25 protein-coding genes and 1 pseudogene are annotated in these 24,018 nt (G+C 69.3%); 9 read left to right on the top strand and 17 right to left on the bottom strand.

The genetic code is table 11. The features are described 5' to 3' along the window. Positions 1-388 precede the first annotated feature (388 nt). On the top strand, positions 389-688 hold the full coding sequence (locus ACFWA7_RS06355; protein WP_385821342.1) for a hypothetical protein: 300 nt from the start codon (positions 389-391) through the stop codon (positions 686-688). Between the two features lie 410 nt (positions 689-1,098). On the opposite strand, the gene ACFWA7_RS06360 is transcribed toward ACFWA7_RS06355, so the two are convergent. The 5 genes from ACFWA7_RS06360 to ACFWA7_RS06380 all read right to left on the bottom strand — a co-directional run bounded on the left by ACFWA7_RS06360 (position 1,099) and on the right by ACFWA7_RS06380 (position 5,638). Then, positions 1,099-1,968 carry an aKG-HExxH-type peptide beta-hydroxylase gene (locus tag ACFWA7_RS06360; RefSeq protein WP_385821345.1) on the bottom strand — a complete coding sequence of 290 codons (870 nt, stop codon included), beginning with the start codon at positions 1,966-1,968 and terminating at the stop codon, positions 1,099-1,101. Positions 1,969-2,021: 53 nt separating this feature from the next. Continuing rightward, the gene (locus ACFWA7_RS06365) at positions 2,022-2,978 is read right to left on the bottom strand and encodes a JmjC domain-containing protein (protein ID WP_385821347.1); all 957 of its coding nucleotides are present in this window, start codon (positions 2,976-2,978) and stop codon (positions 2,022-2,024) included. Next, positions 2,956-4,206 carry an MFS transporter gene (locus ACFWA7_RS06370; RefSeq protein WP_385537466.1) on the bottom strand — a complete coding sequence of 417 codons (1,251 nt, stop codon included), beginning with the start codon at positions 4,204-4,206 and terminating at the stop codon, positions 2,956-2,958. The genes ACFWA7_RS06365 and ACFWA7_RS06370 overlap by 23 nt, the downstream gene beginning before the upstream one ends. 35 nt (positions 4,207-4,241) lie before the next feature. Next, positions 4,242-5,375 (bottom strand): hypothetical protein, encoded by a 1,134-nt coding sequence (locus ACFWA7_RS06375; RefSeq protein ID WP_385821350.1) that lies wholly within the window; start codon positions 5,373-5,375, stop codon positions 4,242-4,244. Positions 5,376-5,467: 92 nt separating this feature from the next. Continuing rightward, the gene (locus ACFWA7_RS06380) at positions 5,468-5,638 is read right to left on the bottom strand and encodes a hypothetical protein (protein ID WP_358833204.1); all 171 of its coding nucleotides are present in this window, start codon (positions 5,636-5,638) and stop codon (positions 5,468-5,470) included. Positions 5,639-6,003: 365 nt separating this feature from the next. Here ACFWA7_RS06380 and ACFWA7_RS06385 point away from each other — a divergent pair. Together ACFWA7_RS06385 and ACFWA7_RS06390 are read left to right on the top strand one after the other, a co-directional pair. After that, a pseudogene (locus tag ACFWA7_RS06385) lies at positions 6,004-6,234 on the top strand (XRE family transcriptional regulator); the annotation flags it as partial. 67 nt (positions 6,235-6,301) lie between these two features. Beyond that, positions 6,302-6,979: a transcriptional regulator gene (locus ACFWA7_RS06390; protein ID WP_385821352.1), complete on the top strand. Its 678-nt coding sequence runs from the start codon at positions 6,302-6,304 to the stop codon at positions 6,977-6,979. A gap of 269 nt (positions 6,980-7,248) precedes the next feature. On the opposite strand, the gene ACFWA7_RS06395 is transcribed toward ACFWA7_RS06390, so the two are convergent. From ACFWA7_RS06395 to ACFWA7_RS06410, 4 genes are all read right to left on the bottom strand, one after another. Continuing rightward, the gene (locus ACFWA7_RS06395; RefSeq protein ID WP_385537457.1) at positions 7,249-7,707 is read right to left on the bottom strand and encodes a TIGR03618 family F420-dependent PPOX class oxidoreductase; all 459 of its coding nucleotides are present in this window, start codon (positions 7,705-7,707) and stop codon (positions 7,249-7,251) included. A gap of 193 nt (positions 7,708-7,900) precedes the next feature. After that, on the bottom strand, positions 7,901-8,458 hold the full coding sequence (locus ACFWA7_RS06400; RefSeq protein ID WP_385537455.1) for a TetR/AcrR family transcriptional regulator: 558 nt from the start codon (positions 8,456-8,458) through the stop codon (positions 7,901-7,903). Positions 8,459-8,463: 5 nt separating this feature from the next. Beyond that, positions 8,464-8,826: a DUF1304 domain-containing protein gene (locus ACFWA7_RS06405; protein ID WP_385537452.1), complete on the bottom strand. Its 363-nt coding sequence runs from the start codon at positions 8,824-8,826 to the stop codon at positions 8,464-8,466. 127 nt (positions 8,827-8,953) lie between these two features. Continuing rightward, positions 8,954-9,646, bottom strand: a complete 693-nt coding sequence (locus ACFWA7_RS06410; RefSeq protein ID WP_385821354.1) for a DUF4386 domain-containing protein — start codon at positions 9,644-9,646, stop codon at positions 8,954-8,956. A 92-nt stretch (positions 9,647-9,738) separates the two neighbouring features. On the opposite strand from ACFWA7_RS06410, the gene ACFWA7_RS06415 reads away from it, so the two are divergent. Continuing rightward, on the top strand, positions 9,739-10,389 hold the full coding sequence (locus ACFWA7_RS06415) for a TetR/AcrR family transcriptional regulator C-terminal domain-containing protein (protein ID WP_385821356.1): 651 nt from the start codon (positions 9,739-9,741) through the stop codon (positions 10,387-10,389). Positions 10,390-10,448: 59 nt separating this feature from the next. On the opposite strand, the gene ACFWA7_RS06420 is transcribed toward ACFWA7_RS06415, so the two are convergent. After that, positions 10,449-10,781 carry a GNAT family N-acetyltransferase gene (locus tag ACFWA7_RS06420; protein ID WP_385537527.1) on the bottom strand — a complete coding sequence of 111 codons (333 nt, stop codon included), beginning with the start codon at positions 10,779-10,781 and terminating at the stop codon, positions 10,449-10,451. Positions 10,782-10,816: 35 nt separating this feature from the next. Between ACFWA7_RS06420 and ACFWA7_RS06425 the strand changes: the two genes are divergently transcribed. Continuing rightward, positions 10,817-11,077 carry a hypothetical protein gene (locus ACFWA7_RS06425; RefSeq protein WP_385537444.1) on the top strand — a complete coding sequence of 87 codons (261 nt, stop codon included), beginning with the start codon at positions 10,817-10,819 and terminating at the stop codon, positions 11,075-11,077. A gap of 421 nt (positions 11,078-11,498) precedes the next feature. Here the strand turns inward: ACFWA7_RS06425 and ACFWA7_RS06430 are convergent, their stop codons facing one another. Then, a complete protein-coding gene (locus tag ACFWA7_RS06430; RefSeq protein ID WP_385821358.1) occupies positions 11,499-12,938 on the bottom strand; it encodes a condensation domain-containing protein in 1,440 nt (479 codons plus the stop codon). A 55-nt stretch (positions 12,939-12,993) separates the two neighbouring features. Continuing rightward, positions 12,994-14,394 carry a condensation domain-containing protein gene (locus tag ACFWA7_RS06435; protein ID WP_385821360.1) on the bottom strand — a complete coding sequence of 467 codons (1,401 nt, stop codon included), beginning with the start codon at positions 14,392-14,394 and terminating at the stop codon, positions 12,994-12,996. A 523-nt stretch (positions 14,395-14,917) separates the two neighbouring features. Here ACFWA7_RS06435 and ACFWA7_RS06440 point away from each other — a divergent pair. Further along, entirely contained in the window at positions 14,918-15,571 is a 654-nt protein-coding gene (locus ACFWA7_RS06440) for a DinB family protein (protein ID WP_385537435.1), read from the top strand. A gap of 1 nt (position 15,572) precedes the next feature. Here ACFWA7_RS06440 and ACFWA7_RS06445 read toward each other — a convergent pair whose 3' ends face one another. After that, positions 15,573-15,698 carry a hypothetical protein gene (locus tag ACFWA7_RS06445; protein WP_385537432.1) on the bottom strand — a complete coding sequence of 42 codons (126 nt, stop codon included), beginning with the start codon at positions 15,696-15,698 and terminating at the stop codon, positions 15,573-15,575. Positions 15,699-15,870: 172 nt separating this feature from the next. Continuing rightward, positions 15,871-16,317 carry a nuclear transport factor 2 family protein gene (locus ACFWA7_RS06450; RefSeq protein ID WP_385821361.1) on the bottom strand — a complete coding sequence of 149 codons (447 nt, stop codon included), beginning with the start codon at positions 16,315-16,317 and terminating at the stop codon, positions 15,871-15,873. Positions 16,318-16,508: 191 nt separating this feature from the next. Between ACFWA7_RS06450 and ACFWA7_RS06455 the strand changes: the two genes are divergently transcribed. Together ACFWA7_RS06455 and ACFWA7_RS06460 are read left to right on the top strand one after the other, a co-directional pair. Continuing rightward, positions 16,509-16,925: a hypothetical protein gene (locus tag ACFWA7_RS06455; RefSeq protein ID WP_385821363.1), complete on the top strand. Its 417-nt coding sequence runs from the start codon at positions 16,509-16,511 to the stop codon at positions 16,923-16,925. After that, the gene (locus tag ACFWA7_RS06460) at positions 16,912-17,958 is read left to right on the top strand and encodes an ETX/MTX2 family pore-forming toxin (protein WP_385821365.1); all 1,047 of its coding nucleotides are present in this window, start codon (positions 16,912-16,914) and stop codon (positions 17,956-17,958) included. Before ACFWA7_RS06455 ends, ACFWA7_RS06460 begins: the two co-directional genes overlap by 14 nt. 445 nt (positions 17,959-18,403) lie before the next feature. Here the strand turns inward: ACFWA7_RS06460 and ACFWA7_RS06465 are convergent, their stop codons facing one another. Together ACFWA7_RS06465 and ACFWA7_RS06470 are read right to left on the bottom strand one after the other, a co-directional pair. After that, positions 18,404-19,123 (bottom strand): helix-turn-helix transcriptional regulator, encoded by a 720-nt coding sequence (locus tag ACFWA7_RS06465; protein ID WP_385537421.1) that lies wholly within the window; start codon positions 19,121-19,123, stop codon positions 18,404-18,406. A 16-nt stretch (positions 19,124-19,139) separates the two neighbouring features. Then, a complete protein-coding gene (locus ACFWA7_RS06470) occupies positions 19,140-20,072 on the bottom strand; it encodes an alpha/beta hydrolase (protein ID WP_385537419.1) in 933 nt (310 codons plus the stop codon). Between the two features lie 70 nt (positions 20,073-20,142). On the opposite strand from ACFWA7_RS06470, the gene ACFWA7_RS06475 reads away from it, so the two are divergent. Beyond that, positions 20,143-20,370 (top strand): hypothetical protein, encoded by a 228-nt coding sequence (locus tag ACFWA7_RS06475; protein WP_385821367.1) that lies wholly within the window; start codon positions 20,143-20,145, stop codon positions 20,368-20,370. Positions 20,371-20,731: 361 nt separating this feature from the next. Here the strand turns inward: ACFWA7_RS06475 and ACFWA7_RS06480 are convergent, their stop codons facing one another. Further along, positions 20,732-24,016: a BTAD domain-containing putative transcriptional regulator gene (locus ACFWA7_RS06480; protein ID WP_385821369.1), complete on the bottom strand. Its 3,285-nt coding sequence runs from the start codon at positions 24,014-24,016 to the stop codon at positions 20,732-20,734. Positions 24,017-24,018 lie beyond the last annotated feature (2 nt).

Consider the following 24,018-nt stretch of genomic DNA (forward strand, 5'->3'; position numbering starts at 1 on the left):
GTCTGGGGCCTTTTGTTTTCAGCCCCACCCACACCACGAATCCCTCCGGTTTTTTTTTTTCGCCCGGCGGGCGGGGGGGGGCGCCCCCCCCCCCCCGGCCCGCCTCTCCTGCGAATCCGGGCGCGCCAGAGGTCGTATCACGTGCTGGGGGGAGCGGAGTAGCGGGCGTTCCAGGAGGGCTGGGGCGGGCAGGGAGTCTGCCCGCAGAGCGACCACACCGCGACGCGTTGGATGACGGGCGAGCGCAGCATCAACAGGTGCTCCGAGAGGGTTCGGCGTACCCTGCTGTCTGCGGTTTTTGGGAGAGGGCAGCACGGGAGACCGCCGCGGTCAGCCTGTGGAGGTTCGTGAAACGGCGATCTTTGGGGGACTTGTGGGACGCAGCAAGATGCCTGTGGGCAACGAGGGCAAGAGCGACCTCTGCCTCTTCATCGAGCCGCTGGGCGAGGACTACTGGCTGAAGCCTGGAGAGGTCTTCACCGTGGGACCGGAGTCCTCAGGCATCGACGTCTGGTTCGAGGCCTCCGTTTCGAAGGACTGCATCACCTTGTGGCTCTACGAGGACGGAGATCCCGCCCAAGTGCTGGTCGGCTACACAGTGGTTGATGCCGACGGCACGCTCCTGGACTGCGGCCACCAAAGGCCCTCGGGCCAGCGCTTCTCCGCAGCCGGCCCGGTCGTGGACTGAGCTCGGCGCTCTCCGCCCTGTGCCGTGCTGTGTGCCCGGTTCGCCCACTCTCGGTCCCATCCCTCGTGTCGGAGTCCGGGAGAGGCGTCGAGGCACGGGGTGCACTCCATCACGTAGACCGGCCCGGAGGCGTCCGGGGGTGGTGTCCGCGCTGAGGATCACTCACGGCGTCCGGTCCGGCATCTGCCTCAGCCTTTCCTGCCCCCGACGTCACCAGGTCGGCCACGGCCGGCGCCGCGCACACGCAGCCCGCCGAGCGCGGTGCCCGGGTCCAGTGCGGCCCGGACCGGGCGGTCAGGGCGCCCTCGCCCAGCCCCAAGGCCGACGCTGTCGGCGAATCCGAAACGAAGAGGAAGGCCCCCGGTCCGACCACCTCTCAGGTGGCCGGACCGGGGCGGTCGCCACCGTTATCAGCCTGGGTGAGTACCCGTCAGTTCCTGTTCCCACTTGAGCAGATCGTCGAAGTACAACCGGCCCCTCTCCGTCCACTCGGCGACCGGTTCCAGTGCCGCGATGGTTTCCTTGAGTCGTCGCAGGGCTTGGTCGCGCCGCTCGGAGACCTCGGGCGGCGCTGCCGGCTCACCCGCCCAGCGGGCGAGTCCGTACGTCATGCGTGCCAGGACATGTGCAGCGTGCACGGCACCGGCGACTGGTCGTGGATCGGGACGCAGTGCGTGGCTGACCATGGCGTCACCGTTCGTCACGAACGTCTCGAAGTGGTTGCGCAGGTAGAGGGCATGGTGACCGGTTTCGTGCAGGAGCGCCTCGAAAGCGGCAGGAGTACTTTCGACGCTGGCCGTACCGAGGTAGATGGCCCCGAAGGTCTGTCGAAGCGTGCCGGAACGGAAGGCGCCACCCTGCACGTACACGATGGCGCGGATCAGTAGATCCATTTCCAGGGCGGCTTCCGGCCACACTCTTCGCAGGGTCTCCCGGGCGTCTTCCAGGTGTGCGATTCCCTCTTTCATGTGCGGTGCGCTGAATTCGGTGTCATCTGTGCCACGTGTGCGCTGAATGTCTGTCAGGAGTTGCTGGATGCCCCATCGGCACCAGTCGGGGCACATGGGTGCATCCAGTGCGAGGTGCTCAATCGGAGGCATGAGACCCGCGGTGTCCAAGCTGCGGATCAGGTCCGCGATGCGCCCGGTGTCCACCGCGGTGGATGTCCGCGCTGCCTCCCACACCAGGCCGGGGTGCAGGCAGGAGGGCTCCTGCCCATCCTCAAGATGTGGCTTGAGGTTTCGCAAGACTGCCCTGTGGTGGCTGCGGACCAAGCTCATGGTGCCAGTTGAAGTTATCCCGACCCGGATTGCTTCGTCCCGGCCGGTTCCCATTACACGTCACCCGGTTTCGACTCCACTGACAGAATCTCGGCAAGCCGGGCCGGTTCCGACCTCGAAAGTTCTTCTTCGCGTGCCTGAAGACGCCGTACAATCAGTGCGGATATCATCTCGTCGCCCAGACCGTCCAGCGCGCGAATCACATCCTCCCGGACCGATTGCCAAACTTCCCTCGATTGGCCGTTCAACGCCTCGGCCCTGCCGGGCAAGCGGCCTCGCAGCGATTCGGTCCGCTCGGCCACCAGGTCCAGCACGTCATGCAGGACCTCCACCCAATGATCCTCCACTCCGTCGGAGAACGTGATGTGAACGGATCCGTCTTCTCCCGTGATCCCCTCATGGTAGTAACCGCGCGGCAGATAGAGGCAGTCACCGGGATGGAGAGTGATTTCATGAGCCAGCGGGGTTTTCGGCTTGTCGCCCGGCTTCGAGCGCCTGATGGGCCAGGTACCCGGCGGTTCATGAAGACGCCATGTCTTGGAGCCCGCCAACTGCCGTATGAAGACGCTCGCCATGTCGTAGTGCACCGGCGCACCCTGCGCGTGTGGCGGAGTCAGGAAGGCATTGGCGGCGACGGGACAGCCGACGTCTTCGGCCAGGTCCGAGCAGAATGATGCCACCTCGGGGCAGTACGTGGACATCGCCTGAAAAACGAGCGTCGCTCCTGCCCGTATCTCGGACACTGCGTACTGAGGGTCTACGAGCCCGGACAGTACCCTGCGCTCGTCGGATCCGCCCTTGGTCCTGGTGGCGTCCCGGACTCCGATGTCCTGGCCCTGGCGCCATAGCCTGATGTAGGGGGCGCGCAGTCCTCGATCAAAGAGGAGTGTCTGCGCGATCTCCGTCGAGAAGACATGGTCCAGCTTGCCCAGACTCCGGCTGACGTGTGGCTTCCTGTCCCGAATGGATGCCAGCATCGACGGGTCATCAAGAACTTCTTCCAGCGCCATCTTCTACCTCCGAATTCTCGATATCCGACCGTTCGTCCTGATGGAAATCGCGTACTCCGGGCACGGCTAGCACCAGTGCTGCGGCGGTGAGTTGTACGGCCGCGGCGACGCCGAGCACTGTCGTACGGCCCAGCGCGTCCGCCAGTGGCCCGGCGCTCGCGAGGCCGATCGGCAGCAAGGCAAGGCTGCACAGCGAGTCGACCGCAGTCACCCGGCCGAGAAGTGACGGGGAGAACTGGCGCTGCAGCGCGGTGTGCAAGAGGGTGTTGAAGGGCATCATCGCGAGTCCTGCGATGATGTATCCGCCCATCACCCACCCCAAGGAGAACGGGGTGAGCAATACGAGTGGAACGGTGGCGAAGAGCGCGTTGAAGACGATCGCACTCGTTCCGGGGCGCCTCAACTGAATTCGCCCGATGACGATCGTGCCGACGAGGCCGCTGAGGCTGAACGCGGCGAGCACCAGACCGTAGGCCGAGGCCCCCCCGAACTCTTCCTGCGTGATGACTGGCAGCAGCACCATGTGAGGCGCGACAACGAACATGGTCTGCACCGCGGTCATCACGAGAACGGCTGACGTCCAGCGAACGCGGCGCACCGCCGCCAGTCCTTCTCGACTCTCGCGGACGATGGAGGAACGGGGCCCCAGCCTTCGCATCGGCGGTTCGGCGACCGCTAGGACGCACACCAGACTGACGGCGAACGTGGCCCCGTTGATGGCGAAAGCCAACCGGGTCCCGGCGGTGGCCACCAGTAGCCCGCCGAGCGCCGGCCCCACCACAGCCGCGGCGCTCTCCATGCCGCCTCGCCATACATTCGCGCTGAGCAACCGCTCCTCGGGGACGACCGAAGGCACCAGACCGCCATATGCGGGGCGGAAGAACGCCTCACCGCTGCCCACGAGGAAGGTCATGACGGCGAGCGGAAGTGTTGCCGTGTCGAACGCTCCCAGCACGACGACGGTGATGGCCGCCAGCCGGAATCCATCAGCGACGATCATCGCCCTTCGCCGCGGCACACGATCTGCCCAGACACCGCCGACGAGCACGAACAGGACCATGGCGAGCATTCGGCCGCCGATCACCAGCCCGACGTCGCCGGCATCACCGCCGACCTCGATCACCCGGAGGGACACGGCTATGGTGAAAAGCTGGTCTCCCACGGCACTGACCGCTTGCCCGGCCCAGAGGAACCGGAAGTCGCGCAGTCCCATGGCGCTGTTGGCCATACGCGAGGCAGGCACTTTGCTCAGGATAGGCATGCTCAGCCGATCGGAGCCGCCGTAGCAGGATCGGTCAACTGGCCGTAGCCGAACCCGCAGCAGTCGCCCGTGATGTCCTCGTCCCTCACCAGCGCCGGGTGCTCGTCCCCGACCAACCGGATGTCGTCCAGGTCGATAGGTACTGCCTCCTCGTCAAGAAGAAGCTCCGCGCCATCGGTAATGAGGTCGAGATGCACCTTCTCCTCGTACCTGACCACGGAACGGTCCTGATTGTGCTGTCCGAATCCGATGTGTACGCCGACTCGCCGTTCATTGATATGGGAGTTGGCCGAGATGAACTGGTCGATTCCCGAGTTGGTTCCGAAGCCCAGCTCGCCCACTCGGGTGCCGTGCGGCTGCTTGAAGCAGAGGTCCACCAACTCACGGACATCGTCATCCGCGCACGTGAAGCTTGTGGCGCGCCCGTCTTCAATGTCGACCGTCAACGGGTGAGCCGCCAGCCTGGTGTCGATCCGAGTGATGACGTTGCAATTGAGCGCGCCATCCGCTACCAGCCGGCCGTCGATCCTGGCGGGGTACGTGGCAATCTCACCCGCCGGAAGAATGGTGAAGCCGCCCGGTCGCCACACGCCGCGATTGCTGATCCATTCGAATCGATCGGAATCGAGGCTGATGCGGAGGTCGGTACCACTGCGCGTGCGGATCCTGACGCTACGCGCCTTGGTCAGGCGTGTCAGCAGTGCGGCATTGCGGGCACTGAGTTCGTCCGGTCCGAGGTTGAGGGCCTTCTCGAAGAACTCCCGTGACGCGCTGATGATGCGCACCACCATGCACCGGTCACCGCCGAACCGTTGCAGCACGTCGAGGAGGGGCGAGAAGTGAGACATGGTGTCTCGTTCGAGAGTGAATATGATGAGCCGGCCAGTGGCGGGGTCGGCCTCCGATACGGCGGAGTTCAGGCGTCCGGCGAACTCGTAATCCACGAGCGGCCGCATGCCCACGATCTTTGTGCCGACATTTCGCTGCTTCAGGCCGGCCATCAGCCAGGCGGCCGCCTCCCGGCTGTCCGGGGAGAAGGCAACGATGCAGTGATCGCGGTTGGAGATTTCGACGTACCGGTCGAGGAGCGAATCGACTCCATCCCGCAGTTCGCGGCTCGACTGCACAACGCTCAAGACTTGTTCCCCCTGGCCTGTGGTCGTTTCCATAAGAGTTCCAGCCGCGGGATCTGGTGCGGCTGGAACTCTCAAGAGCCCTGCAGGATTGATCAGGTGGCTACGAACCAGGCCATGAGCGGGCCTTCTTCGCCACTGCCGACCGGTTCGAGGACCTCGGCCGATTCGGCTGCGCCGAGTTCGCGCAGCGCGTCCTCGACCAGGGATTCATAGGTGGCTGGTTCAGTGGTGGTGCCGATTGCTGGGGTGTAAGTCTGTGCCATCTTGCACTCCTCTCAGCCAATAGCTTTCGGCGTGATGCTATGTGGCATGGCCACGTAAGGTCAACATGGGCGCGTCGTTCAACTACCGTTTGTTGTCGCTGAGTTGGGGTATTTGGCAACGACTGCCGACTCGCCGCATTCCACACCAATGCGGGCAGTGGCCTCCGCCCTCGGCACATGACTCAAGCGTGACTCAAGCGTGGCTTGAGCAGCACTCCGGTGCGGATTTCGTGGGCGGGAATGGCGCGAGCACGTACGCGGAGGCGAGGTGCACGGCTACTCCGGATGTGGGCCACACAGCCGGCATGACGCGTGAGAGAGGGGCCGACTCCGCTGACTTGTCAGCCTGTTTGACGCAGTCGGTGATGGCGGCGGGCCCTGCGCGCCAGCAGCAGTGCCGTCAGGGCGCTGACCAAGAGGCCTCCGGCTACGAGCATTGCGGTGTGACGTTGATCGACTCCAATGCCCCGCGACGTACCGAACTGGCCGCCTTCTTGAGGGCTCGCCGTGAACGCCTCACCCCGGAAGAGGCCGGCCTGCCGAACAGAGGCCGGCGTCGCACGCCCGGACTGCGCCGAGAGGGGGTCGCGGAGCTCGCCGGGGTCGGGGTGGTCTGGTACACCTGGCTGGAGCAGGGGGCGGCCCATCAACCCGAGCGTCCAGGTGCTCGACGCGATCGCCAGGACCCTGCGGCTGGACTCGACCGAGCACAACCACCTCTACCGGCTCGTCGAGAGCCCCCGTGCACCATCGAGTGCGTCGACGTATCCGCAGCCTGCGGAGAACCAGGTCATCCTGGACGCCTTGACCCCGCTCCCGGCGACCATCACGACGATCCGCTACGACGTCCTCGCGTTCAACGAGGCATACGCGGCGCTCGACCCGGCTATGGCGCTGCTGCCAAACTCCGAGCGAGATGTGTTGTGGCACCTGTTCACCACGGACGAGCACGTGCAGCCACTTGTCGACCGGGAACGCGAGGTCTCCTTCATGGTCGCTCAACTGCGGGCCGAGTTCGGCCACCGCGCCAACGCCCCTCACTGGACCGAGTTCCTCCGGCGACTCTCCGCCGCGAGCCCGCGTTTCGCGGCGATGTGGGCCAGGCAGGAGGTCGCCTGGCCGACCCCGCGCAGCAAGTCCATCTTCACCGTCGACGGTGACAGGATCACGGTGAACGCGTCCAGCTTCGCGACGGCTTCCGCCCCCGATACCAAGCTGTGGATCTACACACCGGACAGTCCGGCGACGGCTCGGCTGATCGAGGACCTCATCGACCGCTGCCGGCAACGCGGACCCGCCGGCGTGCTGGCCACGGGACTGCGGACCGGTGGCGGCCGGTGAGATGAGCCGTGAGTTCGGCTTGTCGCGGTCGCGGCCCCGGTCGCGGCCCCGGCCTGCATCGGCCGGGACTCACCGTGCAGGTGGCGCCGTACAGAGGCCCGCAGCCGCGGCACCTTACGGGTCGCAGCTCGCGAGCATCTGCTCCAGTGCCTCCTGGTCGTGGCCGATGAAGGCGTCGTGCGGAGTGTGAGGGTGAGGTTGTCGACCGTGCGCGAGGTGAGCCCGGTTCTGAGGGACGGATGGCTGTGACGGTGACCGGGTGACCGGTCTCAGCCGTTGATGTCGAGTGCCGTCCCGTACAACCGAGATACCTTCAGCCGGATGACCACCCGGCGCTCGGCGACCAACTGCTCCAGGAACGCATCTTCATCCTGCGGCTTCGCGGCCTCTGGCACCATCGCGAGCAGCTCTCGCCCGGTCGCATCACCTGGTGTGGTCGTGATCTCGGAGACCTCGGCCTCGCCCTCGGCCACGGCGAACGACCATACATCGGCACCCGGAACATGCACGGCCGCGCGCCGGTCACGCCGGAGCTGCTTGACCTTGATGCGGTCGGCGGTGGTGGAGAACCGTACGATGCGCGCTTCGGCGTCCCAGGTGTAGAGCATGGTGGTGAGATGAGGATGGCCACTGCTCTTATTGGTGGCGAGGGTGCCGAACTGCTGGGTGCTCAGCAGTTCGGAGAGGGCATCGTCGGACAGGGCGCGGGGTGCTGGACCTTGAGTCATGACGTACTCAACTTCCTTGTGTGCCTGGGCATTCCACCCCGCCACCCAGAAGCGGGGAGTGAAGCGTGCCCGAGGGGCACAGGACCCGCGCGAGCAGTGAAACGCGCGCTGTGGCGAGTAGGTGAGATGGGCCGGCGCCGCGCGGCTGTGTTCCTGGTCGGCTGTCGCTCGCGGGGCGGGGCAGATCGGTTCGTCAGGTCAGGGGCGTGCGGTGCAGGGTGACGAGCAGACGCCAGACCCGCTGCGCGATTCCTGCGGGAGTGGCCTCGATGAGGCCGTGCAGCCAGTCGGCGAGCACCCCGGCGAAGGTCGCGGCGACGGCCGAGGCGACCAAGTCGGGCTCCGGCGCACCGGCCAGGGCGCGTTCGGTGCGACTGCGGGCCCGCAGATCCTCATGGAGTGTGCGGCCGAGCGGACCGCCGCCGCCCGGGCTCAGAAGCTCGCGGTAGAGCCCGGCGTGCGGGGTGAGACGGTCGAAGAAGGCGAGCAGGGCGGGCGGCGGGGTGACGGGGTCGGGTGTGCCGCGCCAGGCGTGCAGGGCGTCCACAGCCTCGCGGACGACATCGGCGCAGGCGTCGACGGCGACCGCTTCCAGGTCGGCGTAGTGGAGATAGAACGTGGCGCGGCCGACCTTCGCCCTGCGCACCAGCGCGGCGACACTGACCTCCGCCAGCGGGTGACTGGAGCACTCCTCCAGCAGCGCCTGGCGCAGCTTGGCCCGGGTCCGTGCCGCACGGGGATCTTCGTGCACCGCGGTCACCGTGTGAGCAGGACGGCGCCGAGCGCGAGTGCGCCGGGCAGCGCCTGGGCGATCAGGATGCGGCGGTTGGCGGTGAAGCCCCCGTACAGCCCGGCGACGACCACGCAGGCGAGGAAGAAGACCTGGACCCGGAACCCGGTCGGATTCCCGGCGATCAGACCCCAGACCAGCCCGGCCGCCAGGAAGCCGTTGTAGAGACCCTGGTTCGCGGCGAGCGGGGCGGTGGCACGGGCCATGGCGGCGTCGAAGCCGGAGAGCTCACGGCCGGGCTTCTTCTCCCACAGGAACATCTCCAGAACCAGGATGTACGCGTGCAGCACGGCCACCAGGCCGACCAGCACCATCGCGGTCGTCTCCATCGATGTACTCACCCCTCACCTTTCATGGACAGGTGTCCAGAATACATGGACGAGTGTCCAGCATCGCCGGTGGGGGAAGACCAAGCGGCGCGGCGCGGTCCGACTTCTCCGGCGCACGCCTGGCGGATCAGTCACTTCCACGTGTGCGCCCGAACCCCCGCACGATGAGCCGTACGGCGAGAGCCACCTCCCACGCGAAGACCGGGAGCGCGGCCAGCGACCCGGGCACGGAGAGCTGCGCGTAGAGCCCGAACATCACGGCGGCAGCCGAAGCGCAGATCAGCGGGCCGCCGACCAGACCGAGTACGGCGATGGGTCTGGGTACGAGCCGTGAGCGGTACATCAGCCAGGCCAGCAGGGCCGTATTCAACCCGAGGATGATGTTGGGGCCGACCAGGAACGTCCAGTCGTGCACGGCGACCAGGGCGGCGTCGGCGGCGGTCGCGCCCGGCTGTGCCGCCTCGCGTCGCACGGTGGTGAGAGCCAGTACGGCGACGATGCCGAGGAGGATGACAGCGGCCTCCAGGAGTCGGGCGCAGAGGTACCCGAGCGCGAGCCCCTCGCCCCACCGCTTGACGACCGGGAACAGCGTCACGCCGGTACCGGCGACGGCGGCGACCAGGACCAGCTCGCACAACGCCCCGATCAGCGCCCGGTTGTCGGCCCCTGGCCCGCCGCCGAGCAAGGGGCGGTATAGGGCGGCTCCCGCGATGGCGGCGACCTCGGTCACCAGGAACAGCACCCCCGCGACAACCGCCGCCCTTCTTTCTGCGTTGACTGCGGTGCCTGCATGGGCTGCGGCGCCTGCGTCCGTGCTCATCTGCGGTCCCTCCCAGGAACAGGTGTACGGCGTACACCTTGCTGGGACCATAGGTGTACGCCGTACACTCGTCAAGGGAATGGGAGGCCTGGATGACGCGACTGAACCGGGAACGGGTCCTGCGCGCCGCCGTCGCGCTCGCCGACGAGAGCGGGATCGAGTCGCTCAGCATGCGCAGGCTCGCGCAGGAGCTGGACGTCGTACCGATGGCGCTCTACAAGCACGTGGCCAACAAGGAGCAGCTCCTCGACGGCATGGTGGACGCCGTCGTCGGCGAGATCGACCCCCCGGCGCCCGGCTCCGACTGGCGGGGCGTCGTGCGGCAGCGAATCCTCTCCGCCCGGCGGGTCCTGCTGCGTCACCGCTGGGCGTACCGGGTGATCGAGTCGCGGACCGGCCCGACCCCGGCGGTACTGGAGTACCTGGATTCGATGATCGGGGTGTTCCGGGACGGCGGACTCTCCGTCGACCTCACGCACCATGTGATGCACGCGATGGGGAGCCGTCTGCTGGGGTTCAGCCAGGAGTTGTTCGACGCTTCAGGGGGAGCCGAGCCCCCGGACCCCGCGCTGGCGTCGCGCTACCCGCGCATCGCGGAGCTGGCGGCGGCCGCGCACGACGGGGATTCCGTGGTGGGCGGGGGCTGTGACGACCAGTTCGAGTTCGAGTTCGCGCTGGATCTGCTGCTGGACGGTTTCGAGCGGCTCCGCGCGCGGGGGTGGTCGCCGCCGGCGCGCAGTTGACCTGTCGACCTGTCGACCTGTGGATTCGCGGAACCGGGGGCAGGGCTGACGGGAGGTGTTCAGGGATGGACAGTGCCCAGAAGGTGCGCCGGAGGGCGGTTCAGGCGCCAGATCACGTCGATCCCGCTGTCCGAGGGGGCTGCGGGTGGTGCCACCTGCTCACGTCGGACTTCGGCGAAGCCCAATCGGGGTGGTATCGCGCCGCTGGAGATGTTGGCGAGGTCGTGCGCGATTTCCAGGTACGCCACGTCCGGCAGAGCGAACACCTCGCTCACCAGGGCTGCCGTCGCTCTCGTGGCGATGCCCCGGCCGGTGGCGCCGGGGTGCAGCCGGTACCCCATCATCCAGCCCTGCGGTTCGGCGCCGCGGCGGGTCGCACACATGCCGAAGATGTGGTTGGGGCGGGGCTTCGCGGGCGGCCGGGGCGATGCTCGGTGTGCTGGGCGAGGTGACCCCGGCCGCTGTGCGTACCCGGCATGGGCGGTTGCGCCTTCGGTCGGCCGTCGAGGCGGCGGCCATGTGGCCGTCCTGGCGCGAGCAGGTGCACGCTGCAGCGGGAGCGTCCCCGGCGGGGGACGGCTTCGGTGCGGGCACGTACATGCTCCTGAACGCGGTGTCCTCCCGCCTGGACGACGCGGCGTTCACCGCGATCACGGAGGCTGGGGGACGAGTACGGGCTTCCCTGTAGCTCCTCGCCCCAGCCGCTCCCGCTGGTGCGGTATGGCCGGACCTGCTGCGGCCGTGGGTCCCGTGCCGACCGTTGATCAGCGACTACACCCGCGAGCAGGCCGCCGTTGAGGCTGCCTCCCATCATGCGGCGCTCGCTGCGGAGGCCCGCATACGCCCGGCTCTCACCGGCAGCTGGCCCGAGGCGCTGAGCGAGGCGTACCTGCGGATGATGGAGCACGCCTATGCCGCCATGCCCGACGGCTATGTTCCCCCGCCCGACCTGGCCCCCTGGCGTACGAGGACACCGGGCCGCAACTGGCCGAACTCGCCGCCGGACACCTCGATCGCCACCTCCGCACCACGCTGTGACCGGGCCCGATGGCCCCGGCAGCGGCCACGACGCAGACCCCTGCCTCCCGCGCTGGATCACCGTCCGGCGGTCAGAGTGTCCCGTGACAGGCCATGTCCTCCATCGTTCGGATCAGAGTCCCCACGAGTGCCGCCTTGGTGCGCCGCGCCTGCGGGGTGTCCACATGGACGGAGTTGAGGTGGATCCCCTCGTGGGTGCGGTGCAACCAGAGGAACATGCCGTTGGTCGCGGGGACCGAGGTGTACATGTCGGCCTGCCAGTCGGCGTGACGCGCCGCGCCTGGGACGTCCCTGAAGTCCATGTACGAGAAGAAGTTGACCGCGTGGGGCCAGGGGCGTGCGTAGAGCTCGGGGGCGAGCAGGCGCAGCACGACGACGAAGGGGACCCGGCCACCTCTGATCATCCGCGTCGACGCGTCCCGGGCGGCGGTCACGGTCTGCGCGAAGTCCGCCCCTTCCGCCACCGGGAACTCGACCGGGAGCAGGTTGACGAACCAACCCGTGCTGTGTGCGTGGCGGCCGCGGCCGCGGGTGCCCACCGGCACCAGAGCACGGTGGACGTCGGGGCCGCCCTCCTTCCTGAGGCTGACGCCGACGGCGGCGAGGGCTGCGGTGGGCACGCCCGCGCCGACGTCTTGGCAGCGGGCCTCCAGGGCCGCCGTGCCGGAGCGGTCCAGCAGCGTGTCGGTCGTGTTGAGTGCACGGCAGCCTGCGCCGGGCTCGACCCCGAGATCCAGCGGGAACCTCGGGAAGGGGCCGCCGTTGCGGGCCATAAACCCCTTCCAGTGGTCCAGCCTGCTGTCGTCGGGACCGGTCGCCGCTGCCCCGCGCCGCTCCTCGCGGCCGTGGTCCAGGAAGCCGCCCGCTGCGGGAAGGTCCGGTTCCCGGCCGCACGAGAAGGCCTCGTAGGCGGTGGCGATGTCGTTCAGGACGATCATCATCGACGTGCCGTCGGTCACCAGGTGGTCGCAGGCGAAGTGGACCGTGGTGGACTCCGAGCGGATCATCGCGCCCATGGCGAACCAGGGCCCACGGCGCGTGTCGGTGGTCTGCAGGAACCGCTCCACGTAGGCGCGGGCCTCGGCGGGTGAGGCCATGGGCCCGTGGTCGACCGGTTCCAGTTTGACGTCCTGCGGCGCGGCGACCCGGAGTGCGAGGCCGCCGGACGACGCGCGGAACTCGCAGCGCAGTACCTCGTGGCGCCGTACGCAGTGGAGCAGCGCGGCTTCGAGCGCCGGGCGGTTGAGCCGGCCGCGGATCTCGAAGGTTCCGGCGAAGCAGTCGGTGCGGGGGTGCTGGCCCCGGTCCTCATCCTCGGCCTCAGCTGCGGAAGGCGAGGACGCGCCGAAGTGGTACTCCTGGTTGTAGGAGGGCATGGGGTGGTACGGCTCCGGGGCGGCGGACCCGGTTGCCGCGTGCCGCGCGGTGGCGGCGCCGGTTGCGGCGTGCACGCGCCATTCGACGGCGCGCCCGGGTGCGATGACCAGCTCCGAGCTGGGGAGTTGAAGCACCGGTGGGCGCCCCTTTCCGTAAGTGTGCGCCGCTCGTCGCAGGAGCGGACGGCCATCAGAACCGGCCGGTGCGGGCGATGCTGTCCAGCGTCTGTACGAGGGTCTTGACGAGGGCCGCCTTGGTACGGCGGGCCTCGGAGGTGTCCACGAAGATGGAGTTCAGGTGGAGCCCGGTGTGGTCGCGGTGGAACCAGAAGAAGATGCCGTTGCTGTGTGTCGTGGAGACGTACTTGCGCGCCTTCCACGCCACGTGGCTGTGCGCACCCGGAGTCCTCCTGAAGTCCAGGTAGGAGAAGAAGCTGACGGCGAACGGCCAGACTCGGGGCCCCGTCTGATTGGCCGTCAGCAGATCGAAGACGCGGACGAACGGAGCGTCGGCGTACGGCCGCATCGCTTGAAGGGCACCTTGGGCGCCCGCCATGATGCCCGCGAAGTCGGTGTCGTCGGCCACCGGGAACTCGACCGGGAGTGTGTTGACGAACCAGCCCATGCTGTGTTCGTAGGGACCCTGGCCGCGCGTGCTGACCGGCACGAGGGCACGGAAGACCTCCGGGCCGCCTTCCCGCCTGAGGCTGACGCCGAGGGCGGCCAGGACACCGGCCGACGTCCTGCCGCCCACCGAACGGCAGCGGGCCTCCATCGCGTCGAGGCGGCCTGAAGGCAGCAGCACGTCCGCCTCGTTGACGGCGCGGTACGCCACTCCCGGCTCGATCCCCAGGTCCAGGGGGAAACGCGGGAAGAGCTGTCCGCCGTTGCGCGCGACGAACTCCTTCCAGTGGTCCAGCAGCGCGTCGCCGGGGCCCATCGCCGCGCCGCGGCGCCGCTCGGCGCCGCCGTGGTCGAGGAAGCTGCGCGCCTCGGGAAGGGACGGCTCCCGGCCGTCGGCGTACGCCGCGTAGGCCGTGGCGATGTCGTGGACGGCGACGGGGGTCGACACCCCGTCGGTCAGGAGGTGGTCGCAGGCGAAGTAGACGGTGGTGGACTCCTCCCGGATCATCGCGCCCATGACGATCCAGGGACCCCGCAGCGTGTCGGTGCCCTGGAGGAACTGTCGTACGTAGGCGCGAGCCTCGGCCGGAGAATCGATCCGCCCGATATCGACGCGTTCGAGCTTCACATCCTGCGGCGGGACGACCTCCAGCGCAGGCCCATCCGTACCCGCGCTGAAAACACAGCGCAACACCTCGTGACGGCACACGAGATGGAGCAGGGCGGCCTCCAGTGCTACGCGGTCGACGCTCCCGCGGATCTCGAAGGAGCCGCCGATGTACGAGGCGTAACCGAAGTCGGCCGCACGGAGGTTCTGGGCGACGGAGAAGTGGTCCTTCTGGTTGTAGGAGGCGAGGGCACCCGGATCGGAGCCCTGGGGCAGCCCGGCGGTTCCTGCGGCGGACACCGTCCATTCCATGGCGTGTCCGGGCGCCATCTCCATCTCCTCGACGGGAAGTTGCAGCACGGGGAGCCTTCCTGATCGGTCGTCATATCGCTCGCGGATCCGAGGTCGTGGACGCGGACGAAGACTGACGGCGGACCACTCCGCCCCTGGGCGCGCCGCACCGGGTTCATGTACCTGTAACGAGCCGGACAGCACGCGGTGACGGCGCGCCCCGCGTGGCACGTAGCGCCACCACGAGGCCGGACAGCGCGGGCTTCGGCGACGGCCGCGGGCGATTCCATGGTCTGCGTGGGAAGCCGGCGCCGCCGCGCCCACTGCCTGCTCGCGCCGGGCGACGGCCGACGCTGAGCGTGCCCTGCGAGCCGGCCGCCCGACAGGACTCCCGGCTGAACAACTCTCAGGCATTCTGCCCGAGTTCGGACAGAATCTGGATCGCGGAAGCTGGTGGCGGATGATGCCCGTGTTGGCGCCTCGTACGACTTGTTGCGCCGGAGGCCGACGCGGCCCGGCCGTCCAACTGGCCGCGGCGGCCAACGCGGTGGAATGCGCCAGGCCGATCGCATCGCTCCGGTAGGCTCCTCGCATGCCACAACTCGGGGAACCGCACATGCCGGTGAGCGGGCAGCACGTGCGCCAGGCCGTTGCCTACTGCGTCGACGTCCTCGAAGGCGTCCCCGCTGCCCAATGGCACGTCCGGGCCGGCGGCTTGGAGTGGACGTGCTGGGAGACCCTTGAGCACCTCGCGGACGACCTGCTCACGTACGCGCTGCGGTTCGGGCTCACGCAGCCCATCGCCGTACCGCGCGTCCCGCTGCGTATCTCCAGTGATCGACCGGACGGACCGGCCAACGTCATCTTCGGAGACCGCGAGGCAGGACCCCGGGGACTCCTGACCGTCGTGGAGGCCTGCGGCGGACTGCTCGCGGCCATCGTCGACACCGCCGACGCGAGCACCTTGGCCCCGCACGTCTTCGGCGCGTCCGACCCGGAGGGCTTCGCAGCGATGGGTATCGTCGAGACCCTCGTCCATACCCACGACATCGCCCAGAGTCTGAGCCGCTTCTCGGAGCCCCCGCAGGATCTGAGTGAGCGAGTCCTCGCGCGCCTGTTTCCCGACGTCTCCGTCATCGACACCCCATGGTCGACTCTTCTGTGGGCCACCGGACGCATCGAGACACCTGATCGCCCCCGCCGGACGAACTGGCGCTGGTATGGCGCACCGCTCGGCCGCAACTGACTCACTGGCCGATCACGGGTACGTAGTAGTTCCCGAAGAGCTGCTGGAGCGCGTCTACGACGGGCCGAGCCGGCTGCACCGGCACGTCCAGCGACCCAGCCGGTGGTCGGGCGCCGAAGTCCGGCACGACCGACTACCGCGAACGCCATGCGGTCGAGTCCGGGATCAACCGGCTCAAGCGCCGCCGGGCTGTTGCCACCAGATACGACGAACTTGCTGTTCGCTACGAGGTGGCCGTGCTGATCGCAGTCCTCAACGAGTGGCTGTGGCCGTGAACTTCACGGATATCTCAGCAAGTCTCATTCGGTTCCCCTCGTGTCGAACGCCTGGGCGACGGCAAGGCTGTCTTCGTAGACATGGTGCCGGGTGACAAGGCCGTCTTGGACGGAGAGGTGCAAAGCGAACCGAGCGCGGTAAGCACGTCCGGTGGAGCGGGCGGTCTGGCGGATCTCGCCGAGTACGACTGCGTCGCGGCCATCGACGAGGATACGCTCGATCTCGGTCGCTGCCTGCCCAGGCACATGGTGCTCGGCAAGCTCGCGGTAGTGGGCGGCGGCATCGGCGCGGGTGGATCGGTGACGTATCCATGGGGTGGCGGGACGGCCGTGCTCGGCCTCCGGCCAGTCCAGCTTCCAATCGCCCCGCTCGGCATACATCTCAGCGACGCGCGCGGGATCGCCCTCGCCGATCCGGCGCAACAGTTCCTCCACGACACTGCGGGTGGTCGCGGGTGCGGCTATGGACACGACTCATCACTCCGATCCGACATCCGCGTCCGACTGACGCGGCGAGATCAGCATTCTCGCCAGCGCCGACAGATCGGCGCGATTACCTCCCAGGTAACGGCACGGAGCGTCAAGATCCACCTGCGCAACAGGCCCTGGCCGCAGACGACCGCGCCGGCACCCGGAAGGTGCGCAGCGGCCGGTCCACGCCCTTGACGAATCATCTCTGGTTGGTTGGTTGGCTGGGGGGCTCCCAGCCGATCTCGCCGACCGCGTCTGCGGCCTCCTGGCTGCCCACGTTCCAGAGCAGTGGGCTGACGCTCTACAAGCCGCTGACCCTGATCATCCGCGATGGCGTGATCGAGCACGTCTTCTATCCGGTCTTCCCGCCGAACGAGCACGCCGGCCAGGTTCTGGCCTGGTTGCGGGACAACCCCCCGGTAGAACCGGCCGCGCCACGCAAGAAATTCGTCAAGGCGGACCGTGGAAACGTATCGGAGGCGTCAATGAGCCCGGTTTTTCCCTTTAGGTGGGGGTTGGCTGTGACTGGTCCACGCCGACAGGCATCCCAGGCGATCCGGGCGGGGCCGAGCGACCGAGAGAGAGACAGTGAAGTTGTCCATACGTAAGAAGAGCGTTGCCCGTTTCGTGGTGCCGGTCACCGCCATCGCGGCCCTCGCCGCTCTGGCGGCGCCCGGCGATGCCTCCGCCGCCACCCACAGTGCCCCGGCGTACCCCGCCGACCTCGACGGCCTGCTCAACGACTTCGTGCAGTACGGAGATTCCGCCACCACGAACGGCGAGCGGCATTACGCGTCCGTGTGGGACAACCGCCACTGGACGTACCAGTGGGGCCGGAGCAACATTCCGACGACCAGCCATGTGTCGACCCGCAACGACGCCTCAGGTGTCACCTTCTCCAACCTTCAGGTGACTCCGGACGGTCCGGCAACCACGAGCCCCGGGGCCACCTGGTATGTGGGCAGCGCGTCCATGACAAACACCACCGACAGGGAGATGACGCTGACGACCCAGGGGTTCAGCAGGAAGGTGACGGACACCGTGTCGACCGCGGTCACCAAACAGCTCTCCACATCGCACAAGATATCGGCGCAGGTGAAGCTCGGTGACTTCATCAGTGGCGGCGACGAGTTCACCGCCACGTGGACCTGGGGCGAGACCGACACCAAGACGTCATCCGTAGAGGAGACCTACACCGCTTCGTCCCAGTCGGTCCCGGTGCCGCCGCACACCACCGCCGTCGTCAAGGTCGTGCTCAAGCAGACGAAGAGTACGGGCGCCGTGAAACTCCTGGGCGACTTGGACGGAAGCTTCACCAGGTCCTTGATCCGCACGGACTGCAACGACGGCGGTGGCTGCGCCCCCGGCCACACCGTCCGGAGCAGCACGGAATCGGTGTACGACACGGCCCTGGCCGCCGTTCCTCTGCCGCCGGGCATGTATCTCAGCGGTCATCATACGGTCGCGGTTCCGGGCCTGGGCACGTATACCGCCGAGAACGGCTCGCAGTTCGGCGTCGAGGTCAGCTACGCGCCGCAGCAGCCCGCCCCGGCCCCTGGCGCATCTGCCCCGGCCCCCGCCGCATCGCGCTCGTACTCCTATACGGTGCCTGCTCAGAAGGCTGCTGCACCTCCTCGGTGACCAGGTGTACAACCAGCGCCGCCTACAGCCTGCATCGCGCTCGACACCGCAGCGGACGCGTGGTGAAGGCGCACGCTGAGGGCGCGTGGTGAAGGCCCCTGCTGCGACCACCGGGTGGCTGCCCGTCGGTGGGTCGGCCGGGACCGGCGCGAACAGCCTCTGCGCCGGCTTCGGCCGCTGCCGGCCCGTGAACCCTCCCTCCACCGCACCGGCCGCGCGAAAGATCTGTCGGCCGCGATGGCCAGGCTCTTCACCCTCCGGGCCGGCTTGGGGGTGGGCCGGGACCGGCCGTGCACCCCGGCCGGTGTAGTCCGGGGTGCACGGCCGGGCGTCCTCGGGTTGCGCGGTGGCCGTGGCCGAGACACCCACCACCTCGGGCCCCCCCCGACCAAGCCCTGCGAGCACCGCGGCCGGAAAGGTTCGCCGGGCCGGCGCCTTCGGATTCTCATGGCCGGGGTGTGAGCGAGGCGAGCGCCGCGGGTCGCACCGCACTGGCGGCGGCCGAGCCGAGTAGTAGTTCGGTCAGGTCATGGGTGTGGGCTTCCTCGCCGGTGGGAGCCGCTGCCGCGATCCGGTCCAGCCGGAAGCCCCGGCCGGCCCGGCGGGTGCGGCACCAGGCGATGAGGTACCAGCGGCCGTCGGCGGTGAGCAGTCCGGCCGGTTCCACGACGCGGTCGCTTTCGTGTCCTGCCGCGTCGGTGTAGGAGAGTCGTAGCACCATGTTGTTGGCGAGGGCCTGCTCCACCGCAGAACGGATGGTGGAGTCGGTTCGTGCGGGCAGCGTAACGATCTGTGCGGCGAGTTGTTGGGCCGCCGCCGAGGCGGGGCCGGTCATCGAGGCTGTGATCTTCTGGGCTGCGGTGCGGGCAGCGCCGGCGTAGGGGGTGGAGGCGTCGGCGGCGGCGAGCGCGGCGGTCAGCGCCGAGGCTTCTTCGGCGGTGAGGTGGATCGGGGGCAGGGTCATCTGCGGGTCGATCGACCAGCCGCCGCCTCGCCCGGGTATGGAGCGCACCGGGACACCGGTCTCCATCAGGGTTTGCAGGTCACGCTGCACCGTGCGCGTGCTGACGTCGAACCGAGTGGCGAGCGCCGCGACCGTCAACGGCCGCGGCGCCGCCGCGCGCAGCTCTTCCACCAGGGCGTACAGCCGGGCAGTTCGGTTCATGCCGCTGACGCTACCGTCACGCGGTGGCCAGGAAGTCCCGCTGGCGCCGCAGTTCCCGCTCGGTGATGGTCAGGGGGAACAGGGTGAACCCGTGCATCGCGCCGGCGACGACGCCGAGCTCCACAGGCGCACCCGCCGCCTGCCACCGTTGGGCCAGGAACAGCGAGTCGTCCAGCAGCGGATCCTCGGTGCCGACGACGATCCGGGCGGGCGGCAACCCGGTCAGGCTCGCGAACAGGGGCGACACCTCGGGATCGCGGCGCTGCTCCGGCCCCAACCCTGGCGTGAACAGCTCACAACTGCCCCGCATCGAATCGGTGTTGCTCAGGAGCTGCCGGGAGCCGAACAACCGCTGGCTTGGTGTCATCGACAGGTCGTAGGGGCCGAAGAGCAGGTGGGCCGCCCGGAACGCGCCGGTGATGCCATGCCGGTCGCGAAGACGCAGCAGCGTCACGACGCTGAGGTGGGCACCGGCCGATTCGCCGCCGATCAGCAGCCGTTCCGTACCGAACTCGGCCTCAGCGTGCTCCACCAGCCACCGGGCAGCCGCTTCGCAGTCGTCGGGCCCGGCGGGGAAGGGGTGTTCCGGCGCGAGACGGTACCCCACGCTCACCACGGCCAGCCGCGCCTGCTCGGCGAGCCGCCAGAGCCGCTCGTCCTGCCCATCGGCGGACCCGAACACCCAGCCGCCGCCGTGGATGTGCAGGTACACGCCGTCGACATGGTCCGGCACGAAGACCCGCACGTTCACTCCGCCCTCAACGACGCGGTCCCGGCCGTACGGCAGTCTTACCGGTGGCGTGTCACCGCCGAGCCGGTTGCCCCGCAGGAGCGCCAGCGTGGCTGCACTCGGCGCCTGCCCTCGAACCGGACGGCCCGCGGCGGCAGCCTCGAACTGCTCGTTGAACGCCAGGGTCTCGGGGAGGCAGTCCTCATCTGTGATCGTCATGCCGCCGACATTCGCAGCTCCCCGCGACAACGCCCTGTCACCCTTTCCCTGTGAGCTGCGTCATGGCGTCGTGAAGCACAACTCGACAGGGGCGGCCGGGTTCAGTGGGGTGGAGTGGGTTCCGCCGCAGGTGTCCGAAGCGGGCATCCGTGAGTTCGGCGAGCACTTCTGGGCAGGCCTTCTCGCCAACCCGCCGCTGGAGATGCTGCGCTGCCGCGCCTGGCCGGGCGAGCTGCAGGGCGCGGGCGGCGCCCCCCGTTCCGTAGGGTTACGAGGGTCTGTCTGGCCGTGCGAGTGAGGGCTCCGCTCAGGCAGCTTTCGCGTGCGGTACGAGGCCGGCGGCGTCTGCCATCGCACACCGCCCGGTTGATCCGCCCGCGCTGGCACGGGCGGCCCGGCCCCGCCATCCCCACAACGGGGTACCGGTCCCATACGCCCGCCACCCGTTGTGCATCGCCGCTGAACCGTACGCGCACCCGGGCGTCCGCGTGGGAGTGACTACCACAGGGGCGGCCCCGGACGAGGGTGCGACTGCGTCCCGAGCCTCGCAGAGATGGGCCACTCCCACCCTTCGCTGCGGCGGCGTGTTCATCATGTTCATCAGCGGCTGCCGGCGCCCGTACCTGCCCACCGACCTGCCCGACAGCAGGTATGCGAAGTCAGTGACCAGGCAGGTGTGTTGTTCCGGTGCTCAGGTCGGACGCGGCCGGCGGCGGCAAGTCCCGCAGGTGGTCGTCGGGTTGCAGGTCGCGGCCCTGCTGGAAAGCGGTGGCGAAGGCTTCCTCGCCCAGGGCTCCTCTCGCGCGCTCGGTGACGCGGTCGACGTCGCCGCGTTCGGCCCGGGGGAGTGGTGCGCCGACCGACTCCCGTACGGTGGCGGCCGTGCCGAGCAGCCGGGCGGCGTGGCGGGGCCGTCCCGCGAGTGCCTGCGCGCCCGCCAGCCCTTCGAGCGCGAGCGCGACCGCCCGGGGATCTCCTGTCCTGCGTGCTGCGGTCATGCCCTCCAGGTGCAGCGCCTGTGCCTGGAGGGCATCTCCGTGCTGCTCGGCGACGAAGCCGAGCTCCGCGAGGATCAGGGCCGTCCCGGAATCCACGCCCTGCCTGCGGTTCCACTCCAGCCAGGGGCGCAGATGCACCTCGGCGGCGTCCAGGTCGCCCTGTCTGCGGGCTCCGAGGGCGAGTCCGGTCGCGGCGAACTGCTCGGCGGGCCGGTGGGATTGCTCGGCGGCGAGCCGCCGCGCCCGCTCGTGGAGCTCTGCCGCGGACGCGTACTCGCCGGTGAGCAGCGCGATCCTGCCCAGTCTGGACAACCGGAACGAGACGTCCGTCCAGAGCTGGAGTTCCTCCGCGATGCGCACACCGTCGCGGTGCAGACGGGCGGCCTCGTCGTAGTCCCCGGCGATCTCGGCCAGTACGCCCAGCTGTTCGGCGGCCCTCAGCTGGCCCCACCTGTCGCCGAGCTCGGCGAAGCGTGCCGCGCTGTCGACGGCGTGGCGCTTGAGGCCGTCGAGGTCGCCCCGGTACATGGCCTCGGTGGCGCGGGTACTCTGCGTCGCGGCCATGCCCCAGCGGTCGTCGCCGACGCGGAACTCGGCCAGCAGAGCGGCGGTTTGACCCTCGACCGACGGGTCGGCGAACCCGCACCGGGCGAGCGCCAGGAACCAACGGGCCCTGGCGTCTGCCTCGTCGTACTCCCCGTCCGTCGGTTGCTTCGGTTGCGCGTCGTCGCCGGCCAGGAGTGTGAACGCGGCCTGCCGGGCCAGCGCGCTGCTGCGGGCCGCACGGGAGCGCGGGTCGCGGGCGGGGACGTCGTCGCCGGGGGCGCCGCAACTCAGCGCCATGTCGAACGACCGCCGGGCCTCGCCGAGGCGGCCGCGTAGGAACCAGTACCAGGTCAGCGCGTTGACCTGGCGCACCGCCAGGTCGGCGCCGCCGTCCGCGTCGGGGCCCGCCGCGGCGTCGGCGAGTGCGGAGCGCAGGTTGGCGCTGTCGCTGTCGAGCCGTCGCAGCCACCGGCGCTGGTCGGGGCCGTACAGCCACGGCTCCGACCGCTCGGCCAGCTCGGTGTAGTGGACCCGGTGCCGTCGGCGGGCGAGACGCGACTCACCGGCCTCCTGGAGCCGTTCGAGGCTGTAGGCGGCGACCGACTCCAGCATCCGGTACCGGGGGCCGTCCTCGCCGTCCAGCACGGTGACCAGTGAGCGGTCCACCAGGCGGGTGACCACATCGAGGACGGCGTCGGCGGGTACGTCCGGTGCGGCACAGACCTCCTCGGCGGCGGGCAGTGTGCATCCACCGGCGAAGACGGCCAGTCGGCGCAGAACGGCGCGCTCGGGTCCGGTCAGCAGCCCCCAGCTCCAGTCGATCACCGCGCGCAGGGTCCGCTGCCGGGCGGGTGCGTCCCGGCGCCCCGCGTTCAGCAGACGGAAGCGGTCGCTCAGGCGCTCGGCCAGCTCATGAACGCCCAGGGCCCGTACCCGGGCGGCGGCGAGCTCCAGCGCGAGCGGAATCCCGTCGAGTCGCTCGCACAGGAGTGCCACGGCGTCGGCGTTGGCAGGGCCAAGGGCGAATCCCGGGGCGGCCGCCGCCGCCCGCGCCGCGAAGAGCTGCACGGCGTCGGACTCCCGCAGCGGCTCGACCGCGTACAGCGTTTCGCCCGAGATCGCCAGTGGCTCCCGGCTGGTGGCCAGGATGCGCAGGCCGGGTGCGTGGCCCAGCAGTTGCCCGGCCAGTTCGGCGACCTGCTGGATCAGGTGCTCGCAGTTGTCCAGGACGAGCAGCATGCGTCGGGGGCCGAGCGCGTGGGCGAGCCGGTCCGCCGCGCGCCCGGTCGGCAGTTGGGCGCCTGCGTGATCACGGATGTCCAGCGCGGCGGCCACCGCCGAGGCCACTTCGTCGGCATCGCCGCTGCCTGCGGTCTTGGCGGCGAGTTCGACCAGCCAGACTCCGTCGGGGAAGGCGTCGGCCGGTGGCGCGGCGGCCTCCAGCGCGAGGCGGGTCTTGCCCACACCACCGGGCCCGGTGAGTGTGACCAGCCGACCGGCTTGGAGCAGCGATCGTACGTGGGCGACGTCCTGGCGGCGCCCGATGAGGTCGCTCGGGCGGGCCGGCAGGTTCGTGCGGGGGGCAGCTGTGGCAGGGACCGGGGAGGGCGGGCGATGCGCGGGGGCGATGGGAACGGCGGCCGGGGTGGGTGCCAGCGCCGGGTCCTGGCGAAGGATCGCCTGCTGCAGGGCGACCAGCTCGGGGCCGGGGTCGAGCCCCAGCTCCTCGGACAGACGCTCCGTCAGATCGCGGTAGCTGTCCAGTGCCTCCGCCTGCCGGCCTGAGAGGTAGAGCGAGCGCATGTGTATGGCCCGCAGCCCGTCCCGCAGCGGATGCTGCTTCACGAGTTGACTCAACTCGTCGGCGAGTGGGCGGTGTTCGCCGCGTTCCAAGCGTATGCCGGCCAGTTCCTCCACCACGGTCAGCCGCTGTTCGTCCAGCCTGGTGGCCACCGCCTGCGCGAAGGCGTGGTCGCGGAAATCGGCGAAGGCCGGTCCGCGCCACAGCGCCAGGGCACCCGAAAGCAGCGGCACTCGGTCGTGTGGGTGCTCTGTGCGGCGGGCCTGCGCCGTCAGCGCGGCGAACCGACCGGAGTCCACCCCATCATCCGGCACCCGCAGTAGGTAGCCGGCCGGGCGGTGTACGACCAACTCCCGGCCACCGGGTTCGGCCAGTTCCAGCGTCCGGCGCAGCTGCGAGACCTTGGTCTGGAGCGTATTGGCCGGGTTCTTGGGCACCGCCTCGCCCCACAGATCGTCGACCAGGCGGTCCGTCGAGACCGGCTGACCGTGGTGCGCCAGCAGATCGGCCAGCAGGGCGCGGACCTTCGGCTCGCGGACCGTGACCGGGGCCCCCTCGTCGGTACGGACCTGCAGCGGGCCCAGCACTTCGAAACGCATGG

Origin of the sequence: Streptomyces sp. NPDC059994 (genome assembly GCF_042737755.1) — a bacterium.
Lineage (GTDB): Bacteria > Actinomycetota > Actinomycetes > Streptomycetales > Streptomycetaceae > Streptomyces.

Coding starts and splice junctions, on each gene's coding strand:
- ACFWA7_RS06395 (WP_385537457.1), bottom strand. CDS start 7,707: ATGACTCAAGGTCCAGCACCCCGCGCCCTGTCCGACGATGCCCTCTCC.
- ACFWA7_RS06440 (WP_385537435.1), top strand. CDS start 14,918: ATGCCACAACTCGGGGAACCGCACATGCCGGTGAGCGGGCAGCACGTG.
- ACFWA7_RS06410 (WP_385821354.1), bottom strand. CDS start 9,646: ATGAGCACGGACGCAGGCGCCGCAGCCCATGCAGGCACCGCAGTCAAC.
- ACFWA7_RS06370 (WP_385537466.1), bottom strand. CDS start 4,206: ATGGCCAACAGCGCCATGGGACTGCGCGACTTCCGGTTCCTCTGGGCC.
- ACFWA7_RS06465 (WP_385537421.1), bottom strand. CDS start 19,123: ATGAACCGAACTGCCCGGCTGTACGCCCTGGTGGAAGAGCTGCGCGCG.
- ACFWA7_RS06365 (WP_385821347.1), bottom strand. CDS start 2,978: ATGGCGCTGGAAGAAGTTCTTGATGACCCGTCGATGCTGGCATCCATT.
- ACFWA7_RS06380 (WP_358833204.1), bottom strand. CDS start 5,638: ATGGCACAGACTTACACCCCAGCAATCGGCACCACCACTGAACCAGCC.
- ACFWA7_RS06415 (WP_385821356.1), top strand. CDS start 9,739: ATGACGCGACTGAACCGGGAACGGGTCCTGCGCGCCGCCGTCGCGCTC.
- ACFWA7_RS06405 (WP_385537452.1), bottom strand. CDS start 8,826: ATGGAGACGACCGCGATGGTGCTGGTCGGCCTGGTGGCCGTGCTGCAC.
- ACFWA7_RS06425 (WP_385537444.1), top strand. CDS start 10,817: ATGCTCGGTGTGCTGGGCGAGGTGACCCCGGCCGCTGTGCGTACCCGG.
- ACFWA7_RS06470 (WP_385537419.1), bottom strand. CDS start 20,072: ATGACGATCACAGATGAGGACTGCCTCCCCGAGACCCTGGCGTTCAAC.
- ACFWA7_RS06355 (WP_385821342.1), top strand. CDS start 389: ATGCCTGTGGGCAACGAGGGCAAGAGCGACCTCTGCCTCTTCATCGAG.
- ACFWA7_RS06480 (WP_385821369.1), bottom strand. CDS start 24,016: ATGCGTTTCGAAGTGCTGGGCCCGCTGCAGGTCCGTACCGACGAGGGG.
- ACFWA7_RS06360 (WP_385821345.1), bottom strand. CDS start 1,968: ATGAGCTTGGTCCGCAGCCACCACAGGGCAGTCTTGCGAAACCTCAAG.